Source organism: Microbacterium phosphatis (genome assembly GCF_049177115.1).
GTDB lineage: Bacteria > Actinomycetota > Actinomycetes > Actinomycetales > Microbacteriaceae > Microbacterium > Microbacterium phosphatis.
Genome location: NZ_CP185370.1, coordinates 221,005 through 241,184 on the forward strand (window position 1 = coordinate 221,005; position 20,180 = coordinate 241,184).

General features: G+C 71.8%; 20 protein-coding genes. 13 read left to right on the plus strand and 7 right to left on the minus strand.

The window, feature by feature from the left end; genetic code table 11:
• Complete coding sequence (locus tag ACOKGD_RS01035) at positions 1–1,125, minus strand: hypothetical protein (protein WP_342336197.1); 1,125 nt, start codon at positions 1,123–1,125, stop codon at positions 1–3.
• A gap of 46 nt (positions 1,126–1,171) precedes the next feature.
• Entirely contained in the window at positions 1,172–1,942 is a 771-nt protein-coding gene (locus ACOKGD_RS01040) for a helix-turn-helix domain-containing protein (RefSeq protein ID WP_342336198.1), read from the minus strand.
• 86 nt (positions 1,943–2,028) lie between these two features.
• Here ACOKGD_RS01040 and ACOKGD_RS01045 point away from each other — a divergent pair, with 86 nt between their 5' ends.
• The gene (locus ACOKGD_RS01045; protein WP_342336199.1) at positions 2,029–2,823 is read left to right on the plus strand and encodes a class I SAM-dependent methyltransferase; all 795 of its coding nucleotides are present in this window, start codon (positions 2,029–2,031) and stop codon (positions 2,821–2,823) included.
• 34 nt (positions 2,824–2,857) lie between these two features.
• On the opposite strand, the gene ACOKGD_RS01050 is transcribed toward ACOKGD_RS01045, so the two are convergent.
• Positions 2,858–3,907, minus strand: coding sequence for a glucose 1-dehydrogenase (locus ACOKGD_RS01050; RefSeq protein ID WP_342336200.1), 1,050 nt, complete (start codon positions 3,905–3,907; stop codon positions 2,858–2,860).
• 1 nt (position 3,908) lies between these two features.
• Complete coding sequence (locus tag ACOKGD_RS01055; RefSeq protein ID WP_342336201.1) at positions 3,909–5,732, minus strand: glycoside hydrolase family 15 protein; 1,824 nt, start codon at positions 5,730–5,732, stop codon at positions 3,909–3,911.
• A gap of 186 nt (positions 5,733–5,918) precedes the next feature.
• On the opposite strand from ACOKGD_RS01055, the gene rpsF reads away from it, so the two are divergent.
• From rpsF to ACOKGD_RS01090, 7 genes are all read left to right on the plus strand, one after another.
• Positions 5,919–6,281: a 30S ribosomal protein S6 gene (gene rpsF / locus ACOKGD_RS01060; RefSeq protein ID WP_342336202.1), complete on the plus strand. Its 363-nt coding sequence runs from the start codon at positions 5,919–5,921 to the stop codon at positions 6,279–6,281.
• Positions 6,282–6,286: 5 nt separating this feature from the next.
• Entirely contained in the window at positions 6,287–6,799 is a 513-nt protein-coding gene (locus ACOKGD_RS01065) for a single-stranded DNA-binding protein (protein ID WP_342336203.1), read from the plus strand.
• 56 nt (positions 6,800–6,855) lie between these two features.
• Entirely contained in the window at positions 6,856–7,110 is a 255-nt protein-coding gene (gene rpsR, locus ACOKGD_RS01070) for a 30S ribosomal protein S18 (protein ID WP_055987764.1), read from the plus strand.
• A gap of 9 nt (positions 7,111–7,119) precedes the next feature.
• Entirely contained in the window at positions 7,120–7,575 is a 456-nt protein-coding gene (gene rplI, locus ACOKGD_RS01075; RefSeq protein WP_342336204.1) for a 50S ribosomal protein L9, read from the plus strand.
• Positions 7,576–8,253: 678 nt separating this feature from the next.
• Positions 8,254–9,597, plus strand: a complete 1,344-nt coding sequence (gene dnaB, locus ACOKGD_RS01080) for a replicative DNA helicase (protein ID WP_342336459.1) — start codon at positions 8,254–8,256, stop codon at positions 9,595–9,597.
• Entirely contained in the window at positions 9,597–10,460 is an 864-nt protein-coding gene (locus ACOKGD_RS01085) for a serine hydrolase domain-containing protein (protein ID WP_342336206.1), read from the plus strand. Before dnaB ends, ACOKGD_RS01085 begins: the two co-directional genes overlap by 1 nt.
• 48 nt (positions 10,461–10,508) lie before the next feature.
• Positions 10,509–11,078 carry a dihydrofolate reductase family protein gene (locus tag ACOKGD_RS01090; RefSeq protein ID WP_342336208.1) on the plus strand — a complete coding sequence of 190 codons (570 nt, stop codon included), beginning with the start codon at positions 10,509–10,511 and terminating at the stop codon, positions 11,076–11,078.
• 103 nt (positions 11,079–11,181) lie between these two features.
• Here ACOKGD_RS01090 and ACOKGD_RS01095 read toward each other — a convergent pair whose 3' ends face one another.
• Both ACOKGD_RS01095 and ACOKGD_RS01100 read right to left on the minus strand, forming a co-directional pair.
• Entirely contained in the window at positions 11,182–12,471 is a 1,290-nt protein-coding gene (locus ACOKGD_RS01095) for a D-arabinono-1,4-lactone oxidase (RefSeq protein WP_342336209.1), read from the minus strand.
• Positions 12,468–13,649: an alanine racemase gene (locus tag ACOKGD_RS01100; protein ID WP_342336210.1), complete on the minus strand. Its 1,182-nt coding sequence runs from the start codon at positions 13,647–13,649 to the stop codon at positions 12,468–12,470. Before ACOKGD_RS01100 ends, ACOKGD_RS01095 begins: the two co-directional genes overlap by 4 nt.
• A gap of 169 nt (positions 13,650–13,818) precedes the next feature.
• On the opposite strand from ACOKGD_RS01100, the gene ACOKGD_RS01105 reads away from it, so the two are divergent.
• The 5 genes from ACOKGD_RS01105 to ACOKGD_RS01125 all read left to right on the plus strand — a co-directional run bounded on the left by ACOKGD_RS01105 (position 13,819) and on the right by ACOKGD_RS01125 (position 19,129).
• A complete protein-coding gene (locus ACOKGD_RS01105; RefSeq protein ID WP_342336211.1) occupies positions 13,819–14,178 on the plus strand; it encodes a GNAT family N-acetyltransferase in 360 nt (119 codons plus the stop codon).
• Positions 14,179–14,341: 163 nt separating this feature from the next.
• Positions 14,342–15,577, plus strand: a complete 1,236-nt coding sequence (locus tag ACOKGD_RS01110; RefSeq protein WP_342336460.1) for an ABC transporter substrate-binding protein — start codon at positions 14,342–14,344, stop codon at positions 15,575–15,577.
• Entirely contained in the window at positions 15,574–16,497 is a 924-nt protein-coding gene (locus ACOKGD_RS01115; protein WP_342336212.1) for a carbohydrate ABC transporter permease, read from the plus strand. The genes ACOKGD_RS01110 and ACOKGD_RS01115 overlap by 4 nt, the downstream gene beginning before the upstream one ends.
• Positions 16,497–17,378 carry a carbohydrate ABC transporter permease gene (locus ACOKGD_RS01120; RefSeq protein WP_342336214.1) on the plus strand — a complete coding sequence of 294 codons (882 nt, stop codon included), beginning with the start codon at positions 16,497–16,499 and terminating at the stop codon, positions 17,376–17,378. Before ACOKGD_RS01115 ends, ACOKGD_RS01120 begins: the two co-directional genes overlap by 1 nt.
• Before the next feature lie 71 nt (positions 17,379–17,449).
• Entirely contained in the window at positions 17,450–19,129 is a 1,680-nt protein-coding gene (locus tag ACOKGD_RS01125) for a glycoside hydrolase family 13 protein (protein WP_342336216.1), read from the plus strand.
• 93 nt (positions 19,130–19,222) lie between these two features.
• Here the strand turns inward: ACOKGD_RS01125 and ACOKGD_RS01130 are convergent, their stop codons facing one another.
• Positions 19,223–20,152: a J domain-containing protein gene (locus tag ACOKGD_RS01130; RefSeq protein ID WP_342336217.1), complete on the minus strand. Its 930-nt coding sequence runs from the start codon at positions 20,150–20,152 to the stop codon at positions 19,223–19,225.
• Positions 20,153–20,180 lie beyond the last annotated feature (28 nt).

A 20,180-nucleotide genomic window follows, 5' to 3' on the forward strand; every position in this document is an offset into this window, starting at 1 on the left:
TCACCGGCTGCCGATGAGGGCCTGGAGCAGCGGGGCCCCGAACTGCCAGAGGATCACCACGGCGAGCACCACGGCGAAGGACCAGGAGAAGCCCCCCTTCAGGCGGCGACCGGGCGCGGCCACGCCCTTCGGCGGGGTGATCAGAGCGGCGGGGGCGGCGAATGCGCCCGTCGGGTCGCCCGCGACGGGGCTGCCGAGCGGGCTCGCCGCCTGCGCGGCGAGGTGGTCGTCGCGCCACCGGCCCCACTGGTCGAGCTTGTCCATCAGCGCGCCCACGACCGAGAAGAGCCACTCCCAGTTGGCCGGATCCGTGGTGGACACCTGCCGGCGCGTGTAGAGGAAGAGCCAGTCGTCGACGATCTCGACGTCGAGCTCGCCCGCGCTGTCGATGAAGCGGGCCATGATGTCCGGCGTGAAGAGGTAGAGCGCGTCCTGCTCGTATCCCTCGGGGCAGTACAGCGCGAAGTGGCTGTCGAAATCGCCCTCGAGGCTCAGGCGCTGGCCGCGGGCGAGCGTGATCGGCAGGTTCGAGAGCCCGAGGCCGTTGTTGCCGAGGGCGTCGAGCACGATGTGCGGCAGCGGGGTGTCGAGGTGCACGGCGATGTACCCCCAGCGATGCGTCGTCCGGTTCTTCCCCGACCCGGTTGTGTACTGGTAGTTGGCGAACTCGACGAAGCGGGGTCGTGTGCCGCGCACGAGGTCGTGCGCCTGCCGGCTGCTGCCCCTGCCGAAGACCATGCCGGGCAGCTGCGGCGAGGCGAGCGCGGGGAGGTACTGCATGCCGTTCGCCGCGGCGAAGCGCGCCAGCCGGTACCGCCGCTCCCTGCTGCGGCGGGCCGAGACGACGGCCAGGATCACCGCCCCGATGGCGACGACGACGAGGATGCTCGGCAGGACCGCGGCCGTCCAGGGGAGCTGCTCGCCGCCCTGGGACGCCACGGCGACGCCCACCACCGCGAACAGCGACCCCACGCCGAGGAAGACCACCACTACAACGGCGAGGATCACGATCGCGGCGATGCCTGCGCCCGAGCGCGGGCTGCTCGCCTTGTAGGCCCGATCGGCCCGTGCCACCTCGGCCTCGTCGACGGGCTCGGTCAGCGGGCGCGCATCGAAGGTGATCACCCGGTCACGGTAGCGCCTGGAGCGGGTTCCCTCCGATGGGCAGCGGTCACGCCGCGTCGAGCCAGATGGTCATGCGCAGCCCGTCCTCGGGGAGGTGCAGCACCTCGAAGCGGCGCGCGACGACCTCGCCGCCCGCGGTGCGGACGTGCGTGGCGGCGGCGCGGCGCCGCGCCACAACGTGCTCGCCCCACCACTCGACGAACCGGGGGCTCGCCTCGCTCAGCTCCGCGACCAGCGCGCGCAGCGCCGGATCCTGCAGGTCGGCCGCGTTCGCCGCGCGCAGGTGCGCGACGGCGCCGCGCGCCAGGTCCTCCCATTCGACGAAGGTGCGGGGCGCTCGCGGATCGGTGAGCAGGTATCGGCAGGTGTTGCGCTCGCCGGGGGGCAGCTCGGCGAAGCCGTCGTAGAGCGCGAGCCCCTCGGGGGTGGCGGCGACCATGTTGCCGAGGCGGTCGAGCACATAGGCCGGGCGCGGGCCGACCGCCGCGACGAGGGCGGCCATGCGGGCGGCGAGGCCCGGGTCGTCGGCGCGCCGCGCGGGTGCGGCCCCGCCGTCCCGCAGGCGCTGGAGGTGCTCGCGGCCGTCGGCGGAGAGCCGCAGCACCCGGGCGAGGGCGTCCAGCACGGCATCGCTCGGGTGAGTCTCGCGGCCCTGCTCGAGGCGCACGTAGTAGTCGACGCTGATGCCCGCCAGCGTGGCGATCTCCTCGCGTCGCAGCCCGCTGATCCGGCGCCGTCCGGCTCCCGCGGACGCGGGAGGGGCGAGGGCGGCGTCGGCGCGCCGCGCGCGGAGGAACTCGCCGAGCTCGTTCGGCATCGGGACCTCCGCTCGTCGGGTGGGTGCGTGACTCCTATGAACAGTACGGTCTTCCGCGGCGCCGACCGGGGCGCGAGCCTGGCGGCATGACGACCTACACCCACGGCCACCACGAATCGGTGCTGCGCTCGCATCGCTCGCGCACCGCGCAGAACTCGGCGGCCTACCTCTTGCCGCTGCTGACCCCGACCGACCGGCTGCTCGATCTCGGCGCCGGTCCCGGGACGATCACGGTGGATCTTGCCGAGCGGGTCGCGCAGGTCACGGCCACGGAGATCGGACCGGACGAACTCGCCCTGACCCGCGCGACGGCCGCGGAGCACGGGTCGACGAACATCGACTTCCAGGTCGCCGACGTGCACGCGCTGCCGTTCGAGGACAACACCTTCGACGTCGCTCACGCGCACCAGGTGCTGCAGCACGTGGCCGATCCGGTGCAGGCGCTGCGGGAGCTGGCGCGGGTCGTCCGTCCCGGCGGCATCGTGGCCGTCCGGGACAGCGACTACAGCGCGTTCGCCTGGTGGCCGCGGGTTCCGGCGCTGGACACCTGGCTCGAGCTGTACCTGGCCGCCACGCGCGCCAACGGCGGCGAGCCCGACGCCGGGCGGCGCCTGCTGTCCTGGGCGCACGCCGCCGGGCTCGAGGACGTCACGGCGACGTCGAGCACGTGGTGCTACGCGACGCCCGACGAGCGCGAATGGTGGGGCGGCATGTGGGCGGAGCGGATCCTGAGCTCGGCCATTGCGCGCCAGCTGCTCGATGCGGGCCTTGCCACCCCCACCGACCTGCAGGAGATCTCGGCGGGGTGGCGCGCGTGGGCGGCCCACCCGGACGGCTGGTTCTCGCTGCTGCACGGCGAGCTCATCTGCCGGGTGGGCTGAGCGGGCCGGAGCCCGCCGGGGCAGGCCCGGGCGCTCAGCGCAGGTCGATCACCGTCTTGATGTCGTGGTCGGCCGGCCCGAAGGCCTCCGATGCGCGGTCGAGCGGCAGCCGCCGCGTGATCAGGCGCTCCAGCCACGCGGGATCCGCGTCGCGCAGCACGTCGGCGGCGTCGCGGTAGTGGGCGACCGAGGCGTTCACCGATCCCACGATGACGTCGTTCTCGAGCACGATCTCGCGGTTGGCGGCTCCGGCGTCGAAGCGCAGCGTGCGCCCGGCGCTCGAGACGCCGGTCAGGCACGTCACCCCGTATCCGCGGGTCGCGGTCAGCGCGTCGGCCACGACCTGGCCCGCGCCCGTGGCCTCGATCACCACGTCGGGCTTCAGCTGCTCCGCGACGTCCGACACCGGCTCCGAGTGGTATGTCGCGCCCAGGTCGGCCACGAGCGACGGCTTGGGCCCGTCGGTCACGCGATCCAGCACGTGCACGTCGAGGCCGCGCTGCGCGCCGATGAGGGCGGCGAGCAGGCCGATCGGCCCCGCACCCGTGACGAGCACCCGTCGCGGCTCGAACCAGGAACGGCCGCCCACGAGGTCGACCTGCTCCCACGCCTTGGCCACCACCGACGTCGGCTCCAGCAGCACGCCCGTGCGCTCGAGCGACGGATCGAGCCGGATCGCGTAGTCGGTCTCGACGCTCCACCGCTCGGATCCGAAGCCGTCGAGCTGCTTGATGCCGTGCTCGGTGTAGCCGCCGTTGCGGCACATGTCGAAGCGCCCGCGGGCGCATGCGCCGCAGGGCTCCGGATCCGGGCGCCGCACCACCGCGACCACCAGGTCGCCCTCCGCGAAGCCGGACCCCTCCGGCGCCTCGCGCACGCGGCCGAGCGACTCGTGGCCCAGCACGAGGTGCTCCTGGCCGGGCGGGGCCCAGCCGTACTCGGCGGAGGCGATCTCGCGGTCCGTCCCGCAGATGCCGAGGGCGAGCCCCTCCACCAGCAGCTCGCCGGATCCGGGGGCCGGATCGGGGACGTCTCTCACCGACAGGCTGTCCGCCTGTCCGGGGATGACGGTCAGTGCACGCATGTCACTCCTCTCTCTCCGCGGTGCCGAGGTGCCGGCCCGCACGGCTTCCCGTGGATCCGCTCAGCCGCAGCGCGCTGTTGACCAGCCCGAGATGGCTGAACGCCTGCGGCATGTTGCCGAGCTGGCGGCCCGCCCGCATGTCGTACTCCTCGCTGAGCAGGCCGAGGTCGTTGCGCAGGTCGAGCAGGCGCTCGAACAGGGCGGTGGCCTCCTTCTCGCGACCGATGCCGTGCAGCGCGTCGACGAGCCAGAACGTGCAGATGACGAACACGCCCTCGTCGCCGGGCAGGCCGTCCACCCCGCCGTCCGCGTCGGTGAGGTAGCGCAGCAGCATGCCGTCGACCGAGAGCTCGCGCTGGACGGCCTCGATCGTGCCGACCATCCGCGGGTCCTTCCAGGACAGGAAGCCGGTGTGACCCATCAGCAGGAGGGCGGCGTCCACCCCCTTCGACCCGTAGAACTGCGTGAAGGTGTTGCGGTCGGCGTCGTAGCCCCGCGCGCAGACGTCGGCGTGGATCCGGTCGCGCAGCGCGGCCCAGCGCTCGCCGTGCCCCTCGAGCCCGTAGTCGCGCACGGCCCGCACGGCGCTGTCGACACCGGCCCACGCCATCACCCGCGAGTGGACGAACGCGCGCCGGGGCCCGCGCACCTCCCAGAGCCCGTTGTCGAGGTCGTCCCAGTGCCCCTCGAGGAAGTCGAGGAGCTCGCGCTGCAGCCGCCAGGCGTCGTCATCGGCCTCGAGCCCGGCCTCCCGCGCGGCGTGCGCGGCCTGGAGGGTCTCGCCCCACACATCGATCTGCAGCTGCCCGGATGCGCCGTTGCCGACCCGCACCGGCCGCGATCCGCCGAACCCGGGCAGCCAGTCGAGCTCGTACTCGGGGAGGCGGCGGCGTCCGTCGAGCCCGTACATGATCTGCAGATCGGCGGGGTCCCCCGCGGCCGCGCGCACCAGCCACTCGCGCCAGGCTCGCGCCTCCTCGACGTAGCCGGTGCCGAGCAGGGCCTGCAGCGTCAGCGTCGCATCGCGCAGCCAGCAGAACCGGTAGTCCCAGTTGCGCCCGCCTCCCAGCTGCTCGGGCAGCGACGTGGTGGCGGCGGCCGCGATCGCCCCGGTGGGGGCGTAGGTGAGGGCCTTGAGCGTGATGAGCGACCGCTGCACGGGCTCGTCCCAGGGGCCCGCGTAGGTCGTCCGCGCCACCCAGTCCCGCCAGAACCCCGCCGTGCGGCTCAGGCCGGCCTCGGCGTCCACAAGCCCCGGCATCGGCTGGTGCGAGCGGTGGTATCCGAGCACGAACGGCACACGATCGCCCGCCGAGACCGTGAACTCGGCGCGCAGCGCGCCGGGGGAGGCGGGGTCGCCGTGCCGGACCTCCACCGGGGTGTCGAGCACCAGGGCGTCCGGGCCGGCGATGGCGCGGATCCGGCTGCCGCTGGCGGTCACCCACGGCACGATCGCGCCGTAGTCGAAGCGGGGGATCAGCTCCATCGACATGCGGACGCTGCCGGCGAGCCCCTCGACGATCCGGATCAGGTTCGGCTCGCGATCCCGGGGCGTCATGAAGTCGACGACGCGCACCGCGCCGCCCTCGACCCTCCACTCGGTCTCGAGGATCAGGGTGCCGTCGCGGTAGCGGCGCGACGTGCCGTCGCCCGCCCCCGACGGGGCCAGGCGCCAGCGGCCGTGGCGCTCGTCGCCGAGCAGCGCGGCGAAGCAGGCGGGGGAGTCGAGGTCGGGCAGGCACAGCCAGTCGACGGCCCCGTCGCGACCGATCAGGGCGACGCTTCGCAGGTCGCCGATGATGCCGTAGTCGCTGATCTCCCGCATGCCGCGCCACCCTAGTCGCGGGCTCCGCGGGCGATCCAGCCCTGGGGAGGCGTCGAGGCGGTGTCTGCTAGGCTGACGAGGTTGTGTGGACCGCGCGCGTTCGGCGCTCGCCCACACGGCATGCAACACACCCTCCTGCTGTCGGGAAGTGCCCGGCAGCCGATCAAGTCCGAAGGAGGTGGGTAAGTGACGCACCAGTACGAGCTCATGGCCATCCTGCAGCCCGAGATCGATGAGCGCCAGGTTCCCGCGATCGTCGACAAGTTCCTGACGGTGATCACCGAGTCCGGTGGCACCATCGAGAACATCGACATCTGGGGCAAGCGCCGTCTGGCCTACGAGATCCAGAAGAAGAACGAGGGCATCTACGCCGTCGTCAACTTCACCGCGACCAGCGAGGCCACCCAGGAGCTGGACCGCCAGCTCGGCCTCAACGAGCAGATCATGCGCACCAAGGTGCTGCGCGCCGAGGAGGCCATCGCGATGGTTGCCTCCGAGGCCAAGCGCGCCGAGGAGCGGGCTGCTCGCAAGACGGCGGCGAAGGCCTAAGTCCCATGGCCGGCGAAACCGTCATCACCGTTGTGGGGAACCTCACGGCCGACCCCGAGCTGCGTTACACGCAGAACGGTCTGCCCGTGGCGAACTTCACGATCGCCTCGACGTCGCGCAATTTCGATCGCGCGAGCAACGAGTGGAAGGACGGCGAGGCCCTCTTCCTGCGCGCGAGCGTCTGGCGCGAGTTCGCCGAGCACGTGGCGGGTTCGCTGACGAAGGGCATGCGCGTCATCGCGCAGGGCCGTCTTCGCCAGCGCTCCTACCAGGACCGTGACGGCAACAACCGCACCGCCATCGAGCTGGAGGTCGACGAGATCGGCCCCTCGCTGCGATACGCGACTGCCCAGGTCACCCGAGCCGCCAGCAACGGCGGCGCGGGCGGCGGAAACCAGTTCGGCGGCGGCGGTCAGCCGCGCCAGCAGGTCTCCGAGGAGCCCTGGGCCACGCCCGGTTCGACGGGCGCCGACGCATGGAGCACCCCGGGGTCGTTCGGAGACGACACCCCGTTCTGATATCTCGCCGGGCCCGCGACTGACGTCGCGGATCCGCAACTGTTAAGGACCCACTAATGGCTGGAAAGTCGAGCGGCGACCGCCGCAAGCCGCGGAAGGGCGCGAAGAACGCCGCCCCCGCGAAGTCGATCCGGGTCGGCCTCATCGATTACAAGGATGTCGCCACCCTTCGCAAGTTCATCTCGGAGCGCGGCAAGATCCGTGCCCGTCGTATCACCGGTGTCTCGGTGCAGGAGCAGCGTCTGATCGCCAAGGCGATCAAGAACGCGCGCGAGATGGCGCTCCTGCCCTACGCCGGCGCTGGCCGCTAAGGAGCAACCATGGCAAAGCTGATTCTCACTCATGAGGTCGACGGCCTGGGCTCCGCCGGCGACGTCGTCGAGGTCAAGAACGGGTACGCCCGTAACTACCTCATCCCCCAGGGCTTCGCCACCGCGTGGACGCGCGGCGGCGAGAAGCAGGTCGCGTCGATCCGTGCCGCTCGCGAGGCTCGCGCCATCGCGACGCACGACGAGGCCGTCGCCCTGAAGAACACCATCGAGGCCGCCAAGGTCAAGCTGGCCGTCAAGGCCGGCGCCGAGGGTCGCCTGTTCGGTTCGGTCAAGACCGGTGACATCGCTGACGCGGTGGCCGCTGCCGGCCTCGGCTCGATCGACAAGCGCAAGGTCACCATCGCCACCCCGATCAAGTCGGTCGGCGAGCACGAGGCCGTTGTGCGTCTGCACGACGACGTCGTCGCGGCCATCAACCTCCAGGTTGTCGCGCTCAAGAAGTAATCACTTCTGACGCGAGAAGCGCCCGGATCCCCCGCGGATCCGGGCGCTTCTTCGTGTCGGCTGCGGTCCGCCTGGGGGCGCGGGGGAGCCGCGTGCGGGGGGTCTCCGCCCGGGGGCCTTCGAGGCCGCGTGGAGGCCTCTGCGGGCCCTCCTGTGGAGCTCACGGCCTGCCCCGGAGTGCCCGGGTCTGTGGCGTCCCACATGGGCACCGCGCGCAACTCTGTGGTCACCATCCGTTCACCCGCACTTGACATATCGGGGTCGGAGGGACAGGGGAATCGACCGCTGCTGTCCACAACCGAGTGCGACACGCCGAACCTTCAATGGAATCTTTAACCACAGCGCTCTCCACAGGGTGTGGGAAATGCAAATTCCAGGTCAGAGGCAAGATATTCGTGACAACTCGCCGGGCGCGTCGCGACTTTCCACAGGTTGTTTCCACATTCGAACGGGGGGTTACCCCCATGTCCTCCACAGCGTTATCCACAGGGGCATTTGCTTGGGGACAAGCGCACCCATAACGTGAACGGGCGGATGTCGGTGGCCCCTGCTCTACTGAGCTGGAGAGCCCCTCCTCACCCCCAGCGGATCGAATGCGGGCCCGCTTCGCGCCCCCTCCCGAGCCCTCCATTCCCAGGAAGGAACCACGTGTCGATCGCCGATATCTCCGACGAGCGCATGGGCGGACGCCGCGAGCACGAGCGCACCCCTCCGCACGACCTCCTCGCCGAGCAGTCCACGCTCGGCGGCATGCTGCTGTCGAAGGACGCGGTGGCCGATGTCATCGAGTCGCTGCGCGGCGCCGACTTCTACATCCCGAAGCACGAGCTGATCTTCGAGGCCGTGCTCTCGCTCTACTCCCACGGCGAGCCCACCGACGTGGTCGCCGTCACCGACGAGCTCATCAAGACCGGCGACCTGCAGCGCGCGGGCGGCGCCGACTACCTGCACTCGCTCACGTCGATCGTGCCGACCGCCGCGAACGCCGGCTACTACGCCAACATCGTCGCCGAGCGCGCGCTGCTGCGCCGCCTCGTCGAGGCCGGCACCCGCATCGTGCAGTGGGGATACTCGGGCGAGGGCGAGGCCGTCGACCTGGTCAACAACGCCCAGGCCGAGATCTACTCCGTCACCGGCACCGAGAAGACCGAGGACTACGTGCCCCTCTCCATCGCGGTCGACGCCGCGATGGAGGAGATCGAGGCCGCCGGCGGCCGCGACGGCGGCCTGACGGGCGTGCCCACGGGCTTCGCCGAGCTCGACGAGCTCACCAGCGGCCTGCACGGCGGCCAGATGATCGTCGTCGCCGCTCGACCCGCCATGGGCAAGTCGACGCTCGCGCTCGACTTCGCCCGCGCGGCGGCCATCAAGCACAACATGCCCGCCGTGTTCTTCTCGCTCGAGATGGGCAAGGCCGAGATCGCCATGCGCCTGCTCAGCGCCGAGGGCGCCATCCCGCTGCAGAACATCCGCAAGGGAACCCTCGACTCGCGCGACTGGACCAACGTCGCGCAGACCCGCGGCCGCATCCACGAAGCGCCGCTCTACATCGACGACAGCCCCAACATGACGCTCGTCGAGATCCGCGCGAAGTGCCGTCGTCTCAAGCAGCGCGTGGGGCTGAAGATGGTCATCATCGACTACCTGCAGCTGATGACCTCGGGCAAGAAGGTCGAATCGCGTCAGCAGGAGGTCAGCGAGTTCTCGCGTGCGCTCAAGCTGCTCGCGAAGGAGCTCCAGGTGCCGGTCATCGCGCTCTCGCAGCTGAACCGAGGGTCCGAGCAGCGCACCGACAAGCGTCCCCAGGTCAGCGACCTGCGCGAGTCCGGCTCGATCGAGCAGGACGCCGACATGGTGATCCTGCTGCACCGCGACTCGGTCTACGACAAGGACACCCGCCCGGGCGAGGCCGACCTGATCGTGGCCAAGCACCGAAACGGCCCCACGGCGACCATCGAGGTCGCCTTCCAGGGCCACTTCAGCCGCTTCGCGGACATGGCGCCGGTCAACGACTTCCAGTGATGGGCGCGGCGCAGGCCGCGGTCGATCGATTCGTCCGCGGCGTCGAGGCCGAGGGGCTCCGCGCCCACGGCGTGGAGGTGCTCGTGGGTGACGAGATCGCGCGCCATCGGTGGGTGCCGGAGGGCCCCGCCGACATCCACTCGATCGCGAAGAGCGTGTGCGTGATCGCCGCGGGCATCGCCGCCGACGAGGGCGTCTTCGATCTCGACGCCCCGGTCGCGCGGTACCTGCCCGACATGGTGCTCGGAGCGGGAGTCGGCGAGGTCACCGCCCGGCACCTCTTCACCATGACCAGCGGCATCGATCTGCCGTGGACGCCGACGCTCTTCGAGGACTGGCCCGATCTCGCCCGCGAGTTCCTGCGCCGTCCGTCCCGGGGGCGCGTGAGCCAGTACGCCAACGCCAGCACCTACACGGCGATGCGCGCGCTGGCCGCCGTCGTGGGCGACGTGCGTGACTGGCTGGCGCCGCGCCTGTTCGAGCCGCTCGGCATCGACGACCCGCTGTGGGACCGCTGCCCCAACGGATGGATCAAGGCCGGAGAGGGCCTGCACCTGCGCACCGGCGAGCTCGCCCGCATCGGCCGGCTGATCCGCGATCGCGGCGAGTGGCGGGGCCGGCGCCTCGTCGACGCGCGGTGGATCGACGCGATGCACTCCGACTGGATCGCCACCGGCGGCTCCCCGGGCTACGAGCGCTACGCGCTGTCGGGCTGGGCGGGCCCGGGCGACGCCTGGCGCCTGCACGGCGCCTACGGCCAGCTGCTGGTCTTCGCGGGCGACGCCGTCGTGACGGTGACCGCCGACGATCACGAGGGCGGCTACCGGATGGCGGAGCTCGCCGCGGAGGCCGTCGGCGCCTGACCGCCGACCCCGTTGTCCGCTCCGCCCGCGCGGAGCACACTCGGGGGCATGGCGCAGCTGATGGTCGACTACATCACCTCGCTCGACGGATACGGATCCGCGGAGGGGTGGCCGGGGCTCTGGGGGATGGGCAGCCCCGAGTACTTCGCCTTCCTCGAGGAGGAGGGCAGGCAGGGGCACGCGCTGCTGATGGGCGCGACCACGTACCGGCTCTTCGCCCGATTCGCCGAGTCGGGCGAAGAGGCCACCGCCGAGCTGGCGGCCCGGCGCAAGTACGTCTTCTCGCACGCGCTCGATGCGCCGCTGGGCCTCGGCGACTCGACGCTCGTGCGCGACGACGCGGTCGAATTCGTACGCGACCTGAAACGGGGCGACAGGCCCCTGCGCACGCTCGGCAGCCCGAGCCTCGTGCGCTCCCTGCTCGAGGCGGGCCTGGTCGATCGCTACCGGGTGGTCGTCTTCCCCGTGGTGAACGGCGCCACCGGGCCCGACCGCATCTACGTCGGCTGGCCCGACGTCGCCTTCTCGGACGTCACCACCCGCACCTTCGACGGGCGGCTCCAGCTGTTCGAGGGCACCCCGGCGGTGCTCGACGGCCCTCCCGGCGCCGGCGCCTGAGCGACGTGCCCCGATCCGCCCCCTCCGGCCCTGCGGATGCGGCGGATCGGGGCAACCCGCCCGCCGAGGCGGCGGATCGGGGCAAGCGCCCGCCCGCGCGCCCCTACCCGAGCACCTGGCGCAGGTAGGCGTTGTCGAGCACCCGATCCGGATCGGCGGCGTCGCGGATCGCGAGGAAGTCGTCGAAGCGCGGGTAGCGCTCGCGGAGCCGGTCGGCCGTGAGGGTGTGCAGCTTCCCCCAGTGCGGTCGCCCCTCGTGGGCGTCGAAGATCGCCTGGGCGGCGGCGAAGTACCGCTCGGAGGGGCGCCGGAACCACTGGTGCACCGCCACGTAGGCGTTGTCGCGCTCGTGACCCGTCGACAGCCAGATGTCGTCGGCGGCGGCGAACCGCACCTCGATGGGGAAGGCCACCCGCTCTCCGCTCGTCTCGAACCAGCGCCGCAGCTCGGCGATCGCCTCCGGCAGCGCGGCGCGCGGCACCGCCCACTCCGACTCGACGAACCTCACCCGCCGCGGCGAGACGAACACGTCGTACGAGCGGTCTACGTACTCGCGCGGCGACAGGGCCGATCCGCTGATCCGGTTGATCGCGGGAATCCACGACGGCCGGGCGCCCCCGATCGCGTTGACCGCCCCGAACACCCCGTTGCTGAGGATCTCGTCGTCCCAGAGGTGCCGGATCCGCCCCACGGGGCGCAGCGGCGTGTCCCCGGGCACGCGGCTGTTCCGTTTGATCAGCGCCGCATCGGTGTGGGGGAACCAGTAGAACTCGAAGTGGTCGTCCTCGAGGAACTCGCCGAGGCGCTCCATCACCTCGGGCAGGCGCATCGGCTGCTCGACCGCGCGCAGGCCGAAGGCCGGCACGCACTGCAGCGTCACCTCGGTGATCACCCCCAGCGCGCCGAGCGACACCCGCGCCGCCCCGAACCACGGGTGCTGCTCGTCGATCTCGACCACCTCGCCCGTGCCCGTGACGAGCTGCAGGCCCACGACGGCGTGCGCGATGCCGTGCGACCGCGCGCCCGTGCCGTGCGTCCCCGTCGAGATCGCGCCGGCGATGGACTGGGGGTCGACGTCGCCCATGTTCGGCAGGGCCAGGCCGAGCTCCCGCAGGCGCGGGTTGAGAGCGTGCAGCGAGACCCCGGCCTGCACCCGCACCCGACGGGTCGCGGGGTCGTGATGCAGGATCGCGGCCATCCCGTCGAGCCGCACCTGCGTCCCGTCCGTGGCGGCGATGCCCGTGAACGAGTGCCCGGCGCCGAGCGGCTTCACGGTGGCACCCGTCGCACGCGCGTCAGCGATCAGGGCCGCCACCTCGCCGGTCGACGACGGCGCGATCACCCGCGCCGGCCGCGCGCGCTGGTTGCGCGCCCAATTGCGCCATTCGCTCATCCGAAGCTCCGCCCCTCGCCCCGATAGGTCGGCACCGGCGTGACGCGGGGCGGCCCGTCGCCGTCGGCGTCGACCAGTGCGACGGTGTCGAACCGCTCGCAGAGCTCGCCCGCCTTGGCGTGGCGAAACAGCACACGGTCGCCGACCCGCAGGGCGCGGGCCGCCGCCCCGCGCACGGGGGTCTGCACCTCGCCGGCGCCCTCCGATCCGATCAGCGACAGCCCCGCGGGCCACACGGGCGTGGGCACCCGGGTGCGGCCCGCCGGCCCCGAGGCGATGTAGCCGCCGCCGAAGCACGTCGCCACATCCTCGGCGGGGCGCCGGACGACGTCGAGCGCGAAGAACGCGGCGGGATGCGCCTCGAACGCGTCGTACCGGTCGAACAGCGTGGGGGCGAACAGCCCGGATCCCGCGGTCAGCTCGGTGACGGCGGGGTCGGATCCGGTGCGCTCGAGGCTTCCGGTGCCGCCGGCGTTCACGAAGCGCAGGGGCGCGACCTCGCGCACCGCCGCCACGACGGCCGCCCGGCGCTCGCGCAGCTCGGCATCCGAGCGGGTCTTCACCAGCCGCACGGCCGGCGAGGTGTCGGGGAGGCCGGCGATCTGCGCGTCGTAGAACATCACGCCGTTGAGCTCGACGCCGGGGGTCGTGACCACTCGCCGCGCGAGCGCCGCGGCCTCGGCCACGCTGTGTACGGGCGACCGTCGCACGCCCAGGTGCGCGGCGATCCGCCCACGACCGAGGCGCAGCGAGGCGTCCACGTCGAGGCACACGCGCACGGGGTTGGCCGCCCCGGCGCCCGCTCGGGTGATCAGCTCGAGGTGCTCCGCGCTGTCGACCATCACGGTGATTTTGTCGCGATGCTCGGCGCTCGCCGCGAGCCGGGCGAGGCCGTCGCGGTCGACGGTCGGGTAGGCGAGGAGGATGTCGCCGACGCCCCGCTCGCTCAGCCACAGCGACTCGGCCAGCGAGTACGTCATGGCGCCCGCCCAGCCCGGGCGCCCCAGCACGTCCTCGATGATCGAGCGCACGCGCACCGACTTCGTCGCGATGCGCACGGGCGTCCCGGCCGCACGGGCGATCAGCTGGTCGGCGTTGGCGCGCAGCCGTGCGGCGTCGATGATCGCGAGCGGCGCCGGCAGGTGCGCGGTCGCCTCCCGCAGGGCGTGGGGCGTCATGCCCTCACCCTGTCGTTCCGGCCCGCGCGAGCGCAAGCGCCGCCTCCCGGCCTCACGCCCGTCCCGATCCGACGCCGTCCGATCCGCCGCCGTCCCGATCGGACGTCACACCGAGGCGGGCGATCCGGTCATCCCTCACGGGGGTGCTCGACGACCGACAGGAGAGACCATGAACGTCGCAGACGACCAGGACACCGCGGCCCTCATCCGCGAGGTGGAGGAGGTCGACACCCCGTCGGCCGAGACGGACGAGGAGATCGCGGTGCGCCGGATCGACGCCGAGCACCGCTACGTCGCGACGCTCGGCGACCGGGTGATCGCGACGATCCTGTACCGGAGGGAGGGGGCGACGACGGTGATCGAGTCGACCTCCGTCGCCAGGGAGTTCCGCGGGCGGGGCATCGCCGCCGACTTCATCGCCGACGTGCTCGACGACCTCCGCGGCACCGGGGTGGCCATCACGGCCGAGTGCCCGGTGGTCGTCGCCTTCGTCCGCAGCAGCCCGGAGTACGCCGACCTCCTCGCCTGACCCCTGCGACACGGAGGCGGTTCGTGTCAATGCCCTCCCGCAGATCCGCCCGCGGCCGTTGACTCGAGCCGGGGCGGGATCGGCGGGCGAAGGAGACGCGGTGCTGACACGAGGCGGGGCGCGCGCGGCGGCCGGCGGGGCCGCCCTCGTTCTGACGGCGGCGATGCTGGCGGGGTGCTCGGCGGGCGGGCGCGAGACGGTGCGGTTCGCCTTCAGCAAGCGCGAGGCGCTGTCGTTCATGAAAGAGGTCGTCGACGAGTACAACGCCTCGCAGGACAGGGTGCGCGTCGAGATGGACACGTCCGGCGTCGACGTCGTCTCGGCGAGCTTCGTGCGGGGCAACCCGCCGGATCTGATGCTCTCGAACTACAACTACGAGATCGCGCGCTTCGTGCAGCGGTGCGCGCTGGTCGATCTGTCCGAGACCCAGGCCGCGGCGGGGATCCGCGACGACCTGCAGCCGCTGATGGAGCAGTACGGGTCGTGCGAGGGCCGCATCAGCGCCCTGCCGTACTCGGTGATGGCGGCGTCGGTCATCTACAACAAGGAGATCTTCGCGCAGAACGATCTCGAGGTGCCGCAGACCTGGGACGAGCTGATCGAGGCGTGCGAGACCCTGAAGGCCGCCGGTGTTGTGCCGATCTACGCGACGTTCAAGGAGGACTGGACCGTCGCGCAGGGCTGGTACGACTACGCGGTCGGCGGCTCGCTCGACGTCATCGACTTCTTCGACGCGCTCGCCGCGGAGGGCGCGAAGGTGGGGCCCGATTCGGAGGTGTCGTTCCAGAAGGACTTCGCCGAGCCGATGGATCGGATGATCCAGCTCGCGAGCTACACGAACCCGGATGCCGCCAGTCGCGCGTACGGCGACGGGAACCTCGCGATGGCGAACGGCGAGGCGGCGATGTACCTGCAGGGCCCGTGGGCGTTCAGCGAGATCGCCAAGACCGCGCAGGATCTCGAGCTCGGCACGTTCCCCCTGCCGATGACCGACGATCCCGAGGATCTCGCGGTGCGCGTGAACATGGATCTCGCCGCCATGATCCCCGAGGAGGGCGCCCACCCGGAGGCGGCGCGCGACTTCCTCGAGTACCTCTTCCAGCCCGAGATCATCGAGGCCTACAACGACTCGCAGCTCGGCTTCGCGCCGACCGAGGACGCGCCGCCGCCGGACGACCCCCGCGTCGAGGGGATGACCACGTACTACGACGAGGCCCGCATCTACCAGGGCCCGTCGGTCCTCGTGCCCAAGACCATCCCGGTCTTCAACTACGCGCAGGCCATGGTGCTCGGGCAGGATCCGGCCGCCACGCTGCGCACCATGGACGCCGACTGGGCGCGACTCGCGTTCCGCGCCCCGGCCCCGCGCAGCGACGAGTCGAAGGAGTCCGGCGAATGAGTGCGACCACCCCGGCCATCGCCCCGGCCCCCGAGACCGGGCCGCCCCCGCGTCGCCGCGACCGGCGCCGCGTCGAGCCGATCTACTACCTCTTCCTGCTGCCCACGGTGATCCTGTTCACCCTGGCCATCACGCTGCCGGGCGTGATGGGCATCTTCTTCAGCTTCACCGACTCGATCGGCATCGGCGAGTGGAGCTTCCACGGGCTCACGAACTACCTCGCGCTGTTCAGCGACCCGGCGGTGATCCAGAGCTACCTGTTCACGTTCGGGTTCTCGATCGCCACCGTGATCGTCGTGAACGTCATCGCCTTCCTCCTGGCGATCGGGCTGACCTCCCGGATCCGGATGAAGACGGCGCTTCGCACGGTCTTCGTGATCCCGATGGTGATCTCGGGCATCGTCATCGCCTACGTCTTCAACTTCCTGTTCTCGAACTCGCTGCCCGCCGCCGGTGCGGCGATGGGTGTGCCGTGGCTGTCGACGAGCCTGCTCGCCAACCCGGATCTGGCGTGGGTCGCGATCGTGATCGTCACCGCCTGGCAGTCGATCCCCGGCACGCTGCTCATCTACATCGCGGGTCTGCTGTCGGTGCCGGGCGAGGTGTACGAGGCGGCCGACATCGACGGCGCCTCGAAGACGCAGCAGCTCACCCGGATCACCATCCCGCTTGTCGCCGGGTATGTCGTCATCAACGTGATCCTCGGCTTCAAGGGCTTCCTCAACGCGTACGACATCATCGTCGGCCTCACCAACGGCGGCCCGGGAACGGCCACCCGCAGCGTCGCGATGACGATCATCGCCGGCTTCAACGGCGGCGACTACGCCTACCAGATGGCCAACGCGACGATCTTCTTCATCGTCGCGGTGCTCATCTCGCTGCTGCAGCTGTCGCTCACCCGCGGAAGGAGCGCGTTCTGATGTCCGAGGTCCCCACCACCACGGCCACGACGGTCACCGGCGGGCGCGGGCGCGTCGGCGCCGAGCGCATCAACTGGCCAGGAACCATCCTGCTGATCCTGTGCGCCGTGACGGTGCTGCTGCCGCTGTACGCCACCATCAGCATGGCGCTGAAGACCCCGGCGCAGGCGGTGGACGGCAACGCCTTCTCGCTGCCCGCGCCGCTGAGCTTCGACGGGTTCGTCGAGGCCTGGAACCTCACTCGGTTCCCGGTCGGCGCCGGCGTCTCGCTGCTCGTCACCGCCGGCACGGTGACGGCGACGATCCTGCTGGCGGCGTTCGCGTCGTACGCGATCGTGCGCAACTGGGATCACCGGCTGTTCCGGTACTCGTTCTTCTACCTGCTGGCTGCGATGTTCATCCCGTTCCCGGTGGTCGCGCTGCCGCAGATCCAGCTGACCGGCCGCGTCGGGCTCGACAACCCCGCGGGCGTCATCATCCTCGCCACGATGTTCCAGCTCAGCTTCAGCGTGCTGCTGTTCACCGCGTTCCTGCGGTCGATCCCGATCGAGCTCGAGGAGAGCGCCCGGATCGACGGCGCCACCACCTGGCAGACCTTCTGGCAGCTGATCTTCCCGCTGCTGGCGCCCATGAGCGCCACGGTCGGGATCTTCGCCTTCCTGTACGCCTGGAACGACTTCATGATGCCGTCGCTGATCATCTCGGATCCGGATCTGCAGACCCTTCCGGTGCGCCAGAACCTCTTCCAGAATCAGTTCAGCAGCAACTACAACGTCGCCTTCGCGTCGTACCTCATGGCGATGGCGCCCGCGATCATCGCGTACCTGTTCACCCAGCGGTGGGTCATGGAGGGCGTCACGCAGGGAGCCGTGAAGGGCTGACCGCAAGACCGCAGGACCGCACGACCGCAGGACCGCACGACCGCCGATCGAGACGAAGGAGCCCCGCTCTCATGACAGACGCTCTTCCCCGCGAGACCCCCGAGACCGACGCCGCCGCGGCCTGGTGGCGCCAGGCCGTGGTGTACCAGATCTACCCGCGGGCATTCGCGGATGCCGACGGCGACGGGATCGGCGACATCCCCGGCATCCTGTCGCGCGTCGACTACCTCGCGGCCCTCGGCGTGGACGCGGTCTGGCTGAGCCCCTTCTACCCGTCCGCCCTCGCGGACGGCGGGTACGACGTCGCCGACTACCGCGACGTCGACCCCCGCCTCGGCACCCTCGACGACTTCGACGCGATGGTCGCGGCGCTCCACGAGCGCGGCATCCGGGTGGTCGTCGACATCGTGCCCAACCACACGTCGGATCAGCACGAGTGGTTCCAGGAGGCGCTCGCCGCCGGCCGCGGGTCGGCCGCGCGCGAGCGGTACATCTTCCGCGAGGGGAAGGGGGAAGGCGGGGTCGAGCCGCCCACCGACTGGGTGTCGGTGTTCGGCGGTCCCGCGTGGGAGCGCGTCGAAGACGGCCAGTGGTACTTCCACCACTTCGCCAAGGAGCAGCCGGACCTCAACTGGGATCTGCGCGAGGTGCGCGACGACTTCCTGAAGACCCTGCGCTTCTGGTCGGACCGCGGCGTCGACGGATTCCGGATCGACGTCGCCGAGATGCTCGCGAAGGACTTCAGCGATCCGCTGCCCTCGCGGGAGGAGCTGGCCCTGATCCCGATCGACGGCAACCACCCGCTGAGCGACCGCGACGAGGTGCACGAGATCTACGCCGAGTGGCGCGCCCTGTTCAACTCGTACGACCCGCCGCGCACGGCCGTGGCCGAGGCGTGGGTCGCCTCGCACCGCGTGCCGCGCTACGCCAGCCCCGAGAGCCTCGGGCAGGCGTTCAACTTCGACCTGCTGAAGGCGTCGTTCGACGCGGGCGAGTTCCGCCGCATCGTGTCGGACAACCTCGCCCTCGCCGCCGAGTCGGGGTCGTCGAGCACCTGGGTGCTCTCGAACCACGACGTGGTGCGCCACCCGACGCGCTACGGCATCCCGGCCGACCCCGCGGGCTCGACGGCCGAGGTGCAGCACGGCGGCGAGTGGCTGCGCGCCGGCGGCGACGAGGCGCTGCTCGACCGCGAGCGGGGAACGCGCCGCGCGCGCGCCGCGACGCTGTTCATGCTGGGGCTGCCGGGCTCGGCCTACCTCTACCAGGGCGAGGAGCTGGGCCTGCACGAGGTGGTCGACATCCCGGCCGACCGGCACCAGGATCCGTGGTTCTTCCGGACCGGGGGAGAGGAGCCGGGGCGCGACGGGTGCCGCGTCCCGCTGCCATGGACGACGGAGGGCCCCTCCCTCGGGTTCGGGCCGGGCGAGCCGCAGCTTCCCCAGCCGGCGTGGTTCGCGCAGCACGCGGTCTCCGTCCAGGACGGCGACCCGGCCTCGACGCTGTCGCTCTATCGCCGCGCCCTGGCGCTGCGCCATGAGCTGCAGGACGGCGAGCAGCTGGCCTGGCACGAGTCCGGGCGGGCCGATGTGCTCTGGTTCCGCCGCCCCAACGGCTGGCAGGTCATCACCAACTTCGGCACCGAGCCGTTCGCGCTGTCCGGCGACGCCCGGATCCTGCTCTCGAGTGACGGTGCCACGGCGACCGAGGTCCCGGGCGAGACCACCGTCTGGCTGGCGCCCACCTCCTGACCGCACGTCCCCGGCGCGGGGACGCACCCGATCCTGGATCCGGTGCGCCGCCGCTTCGCCCGTGCCGCGCACGGGAGGCCGGATCGCGCGGCGTCAGACGAAGCGGACGGTCTGCTGCAGGCGCGTGCGCACGTCGAAGAGCTCGTTGCCTCCGACCGGCCGCGCGCCGGGGACACCCTGGCGGAGCAGGTGGCCGAGCACGCTGCGGCGCACCACCACCACGGGCACACCCCGCACCGAGCCGAGCGGCGTGACGGGCTGGGGGAGCGCGTCGTCCGGCAGCACCACGATCGCGCCCCCGAAGCGCACCCGCGCCGCCTTCGCGGTCGCCCGCATGCCGGCCAGCAGCGAGGCGACGGGGGTCTCGCCGCGCACGGCGTCGCCGATCAGCTCGCCGCGGCGGAAGCGCACCTCGCCGCCGAAGTCGGCCGACGCGATGCCGTAGAGGCCCGATGGGCTCAGCACAACGTGGTCGAGGATGCGGTGCCCGTCGGCGATCCGGCCCGGGGCGCCGGCCATCACGCCGTGCCACACGGTGAAGCCGATGCCGAGGTGGGCGATCGTGCGCGCGGTGGCCTCCTCCGCGAGCGCCCCGGCCAGCAGCAGCCGCAGCTCGTCGGGGGCCGAGCGCACCAGCTCCGGGGCGTAGGGATCGGCGAGGTCCGCCCCGCGCCCCGCCCATTCGCGCACCAGCTCGAGGTAGCGCTCGCGTCGCCAGCCTCCCGGGTGCCCGTGCGACCGGGCGCGCGGGCGGCTGTCGGTGCGCGGTGCCTCCGTGGGGGTCACCCGCCACTCGGATCCGGCGTCGGCCGACGCCCCCCGGTCGTAGGCGGCGCGCGCCTCGACCGTGCCGATCAGCTCCCACGCGCGCCGCACGCGGATGAACGCGGCGTCGTCGCCCCCGGTGTCGGGGTGCGTCTCGCGCAGGCGCAGGCGGTACGCGCGCCGCAGCTCGTCCTCGGTCGCGCTCGGGGCGACGCCGAGGATCTCGTACGCCGAGGCGGAGAGCGGGCTGCCGGACATCCGGCCAGATTATCGGGGTCAGGATCGG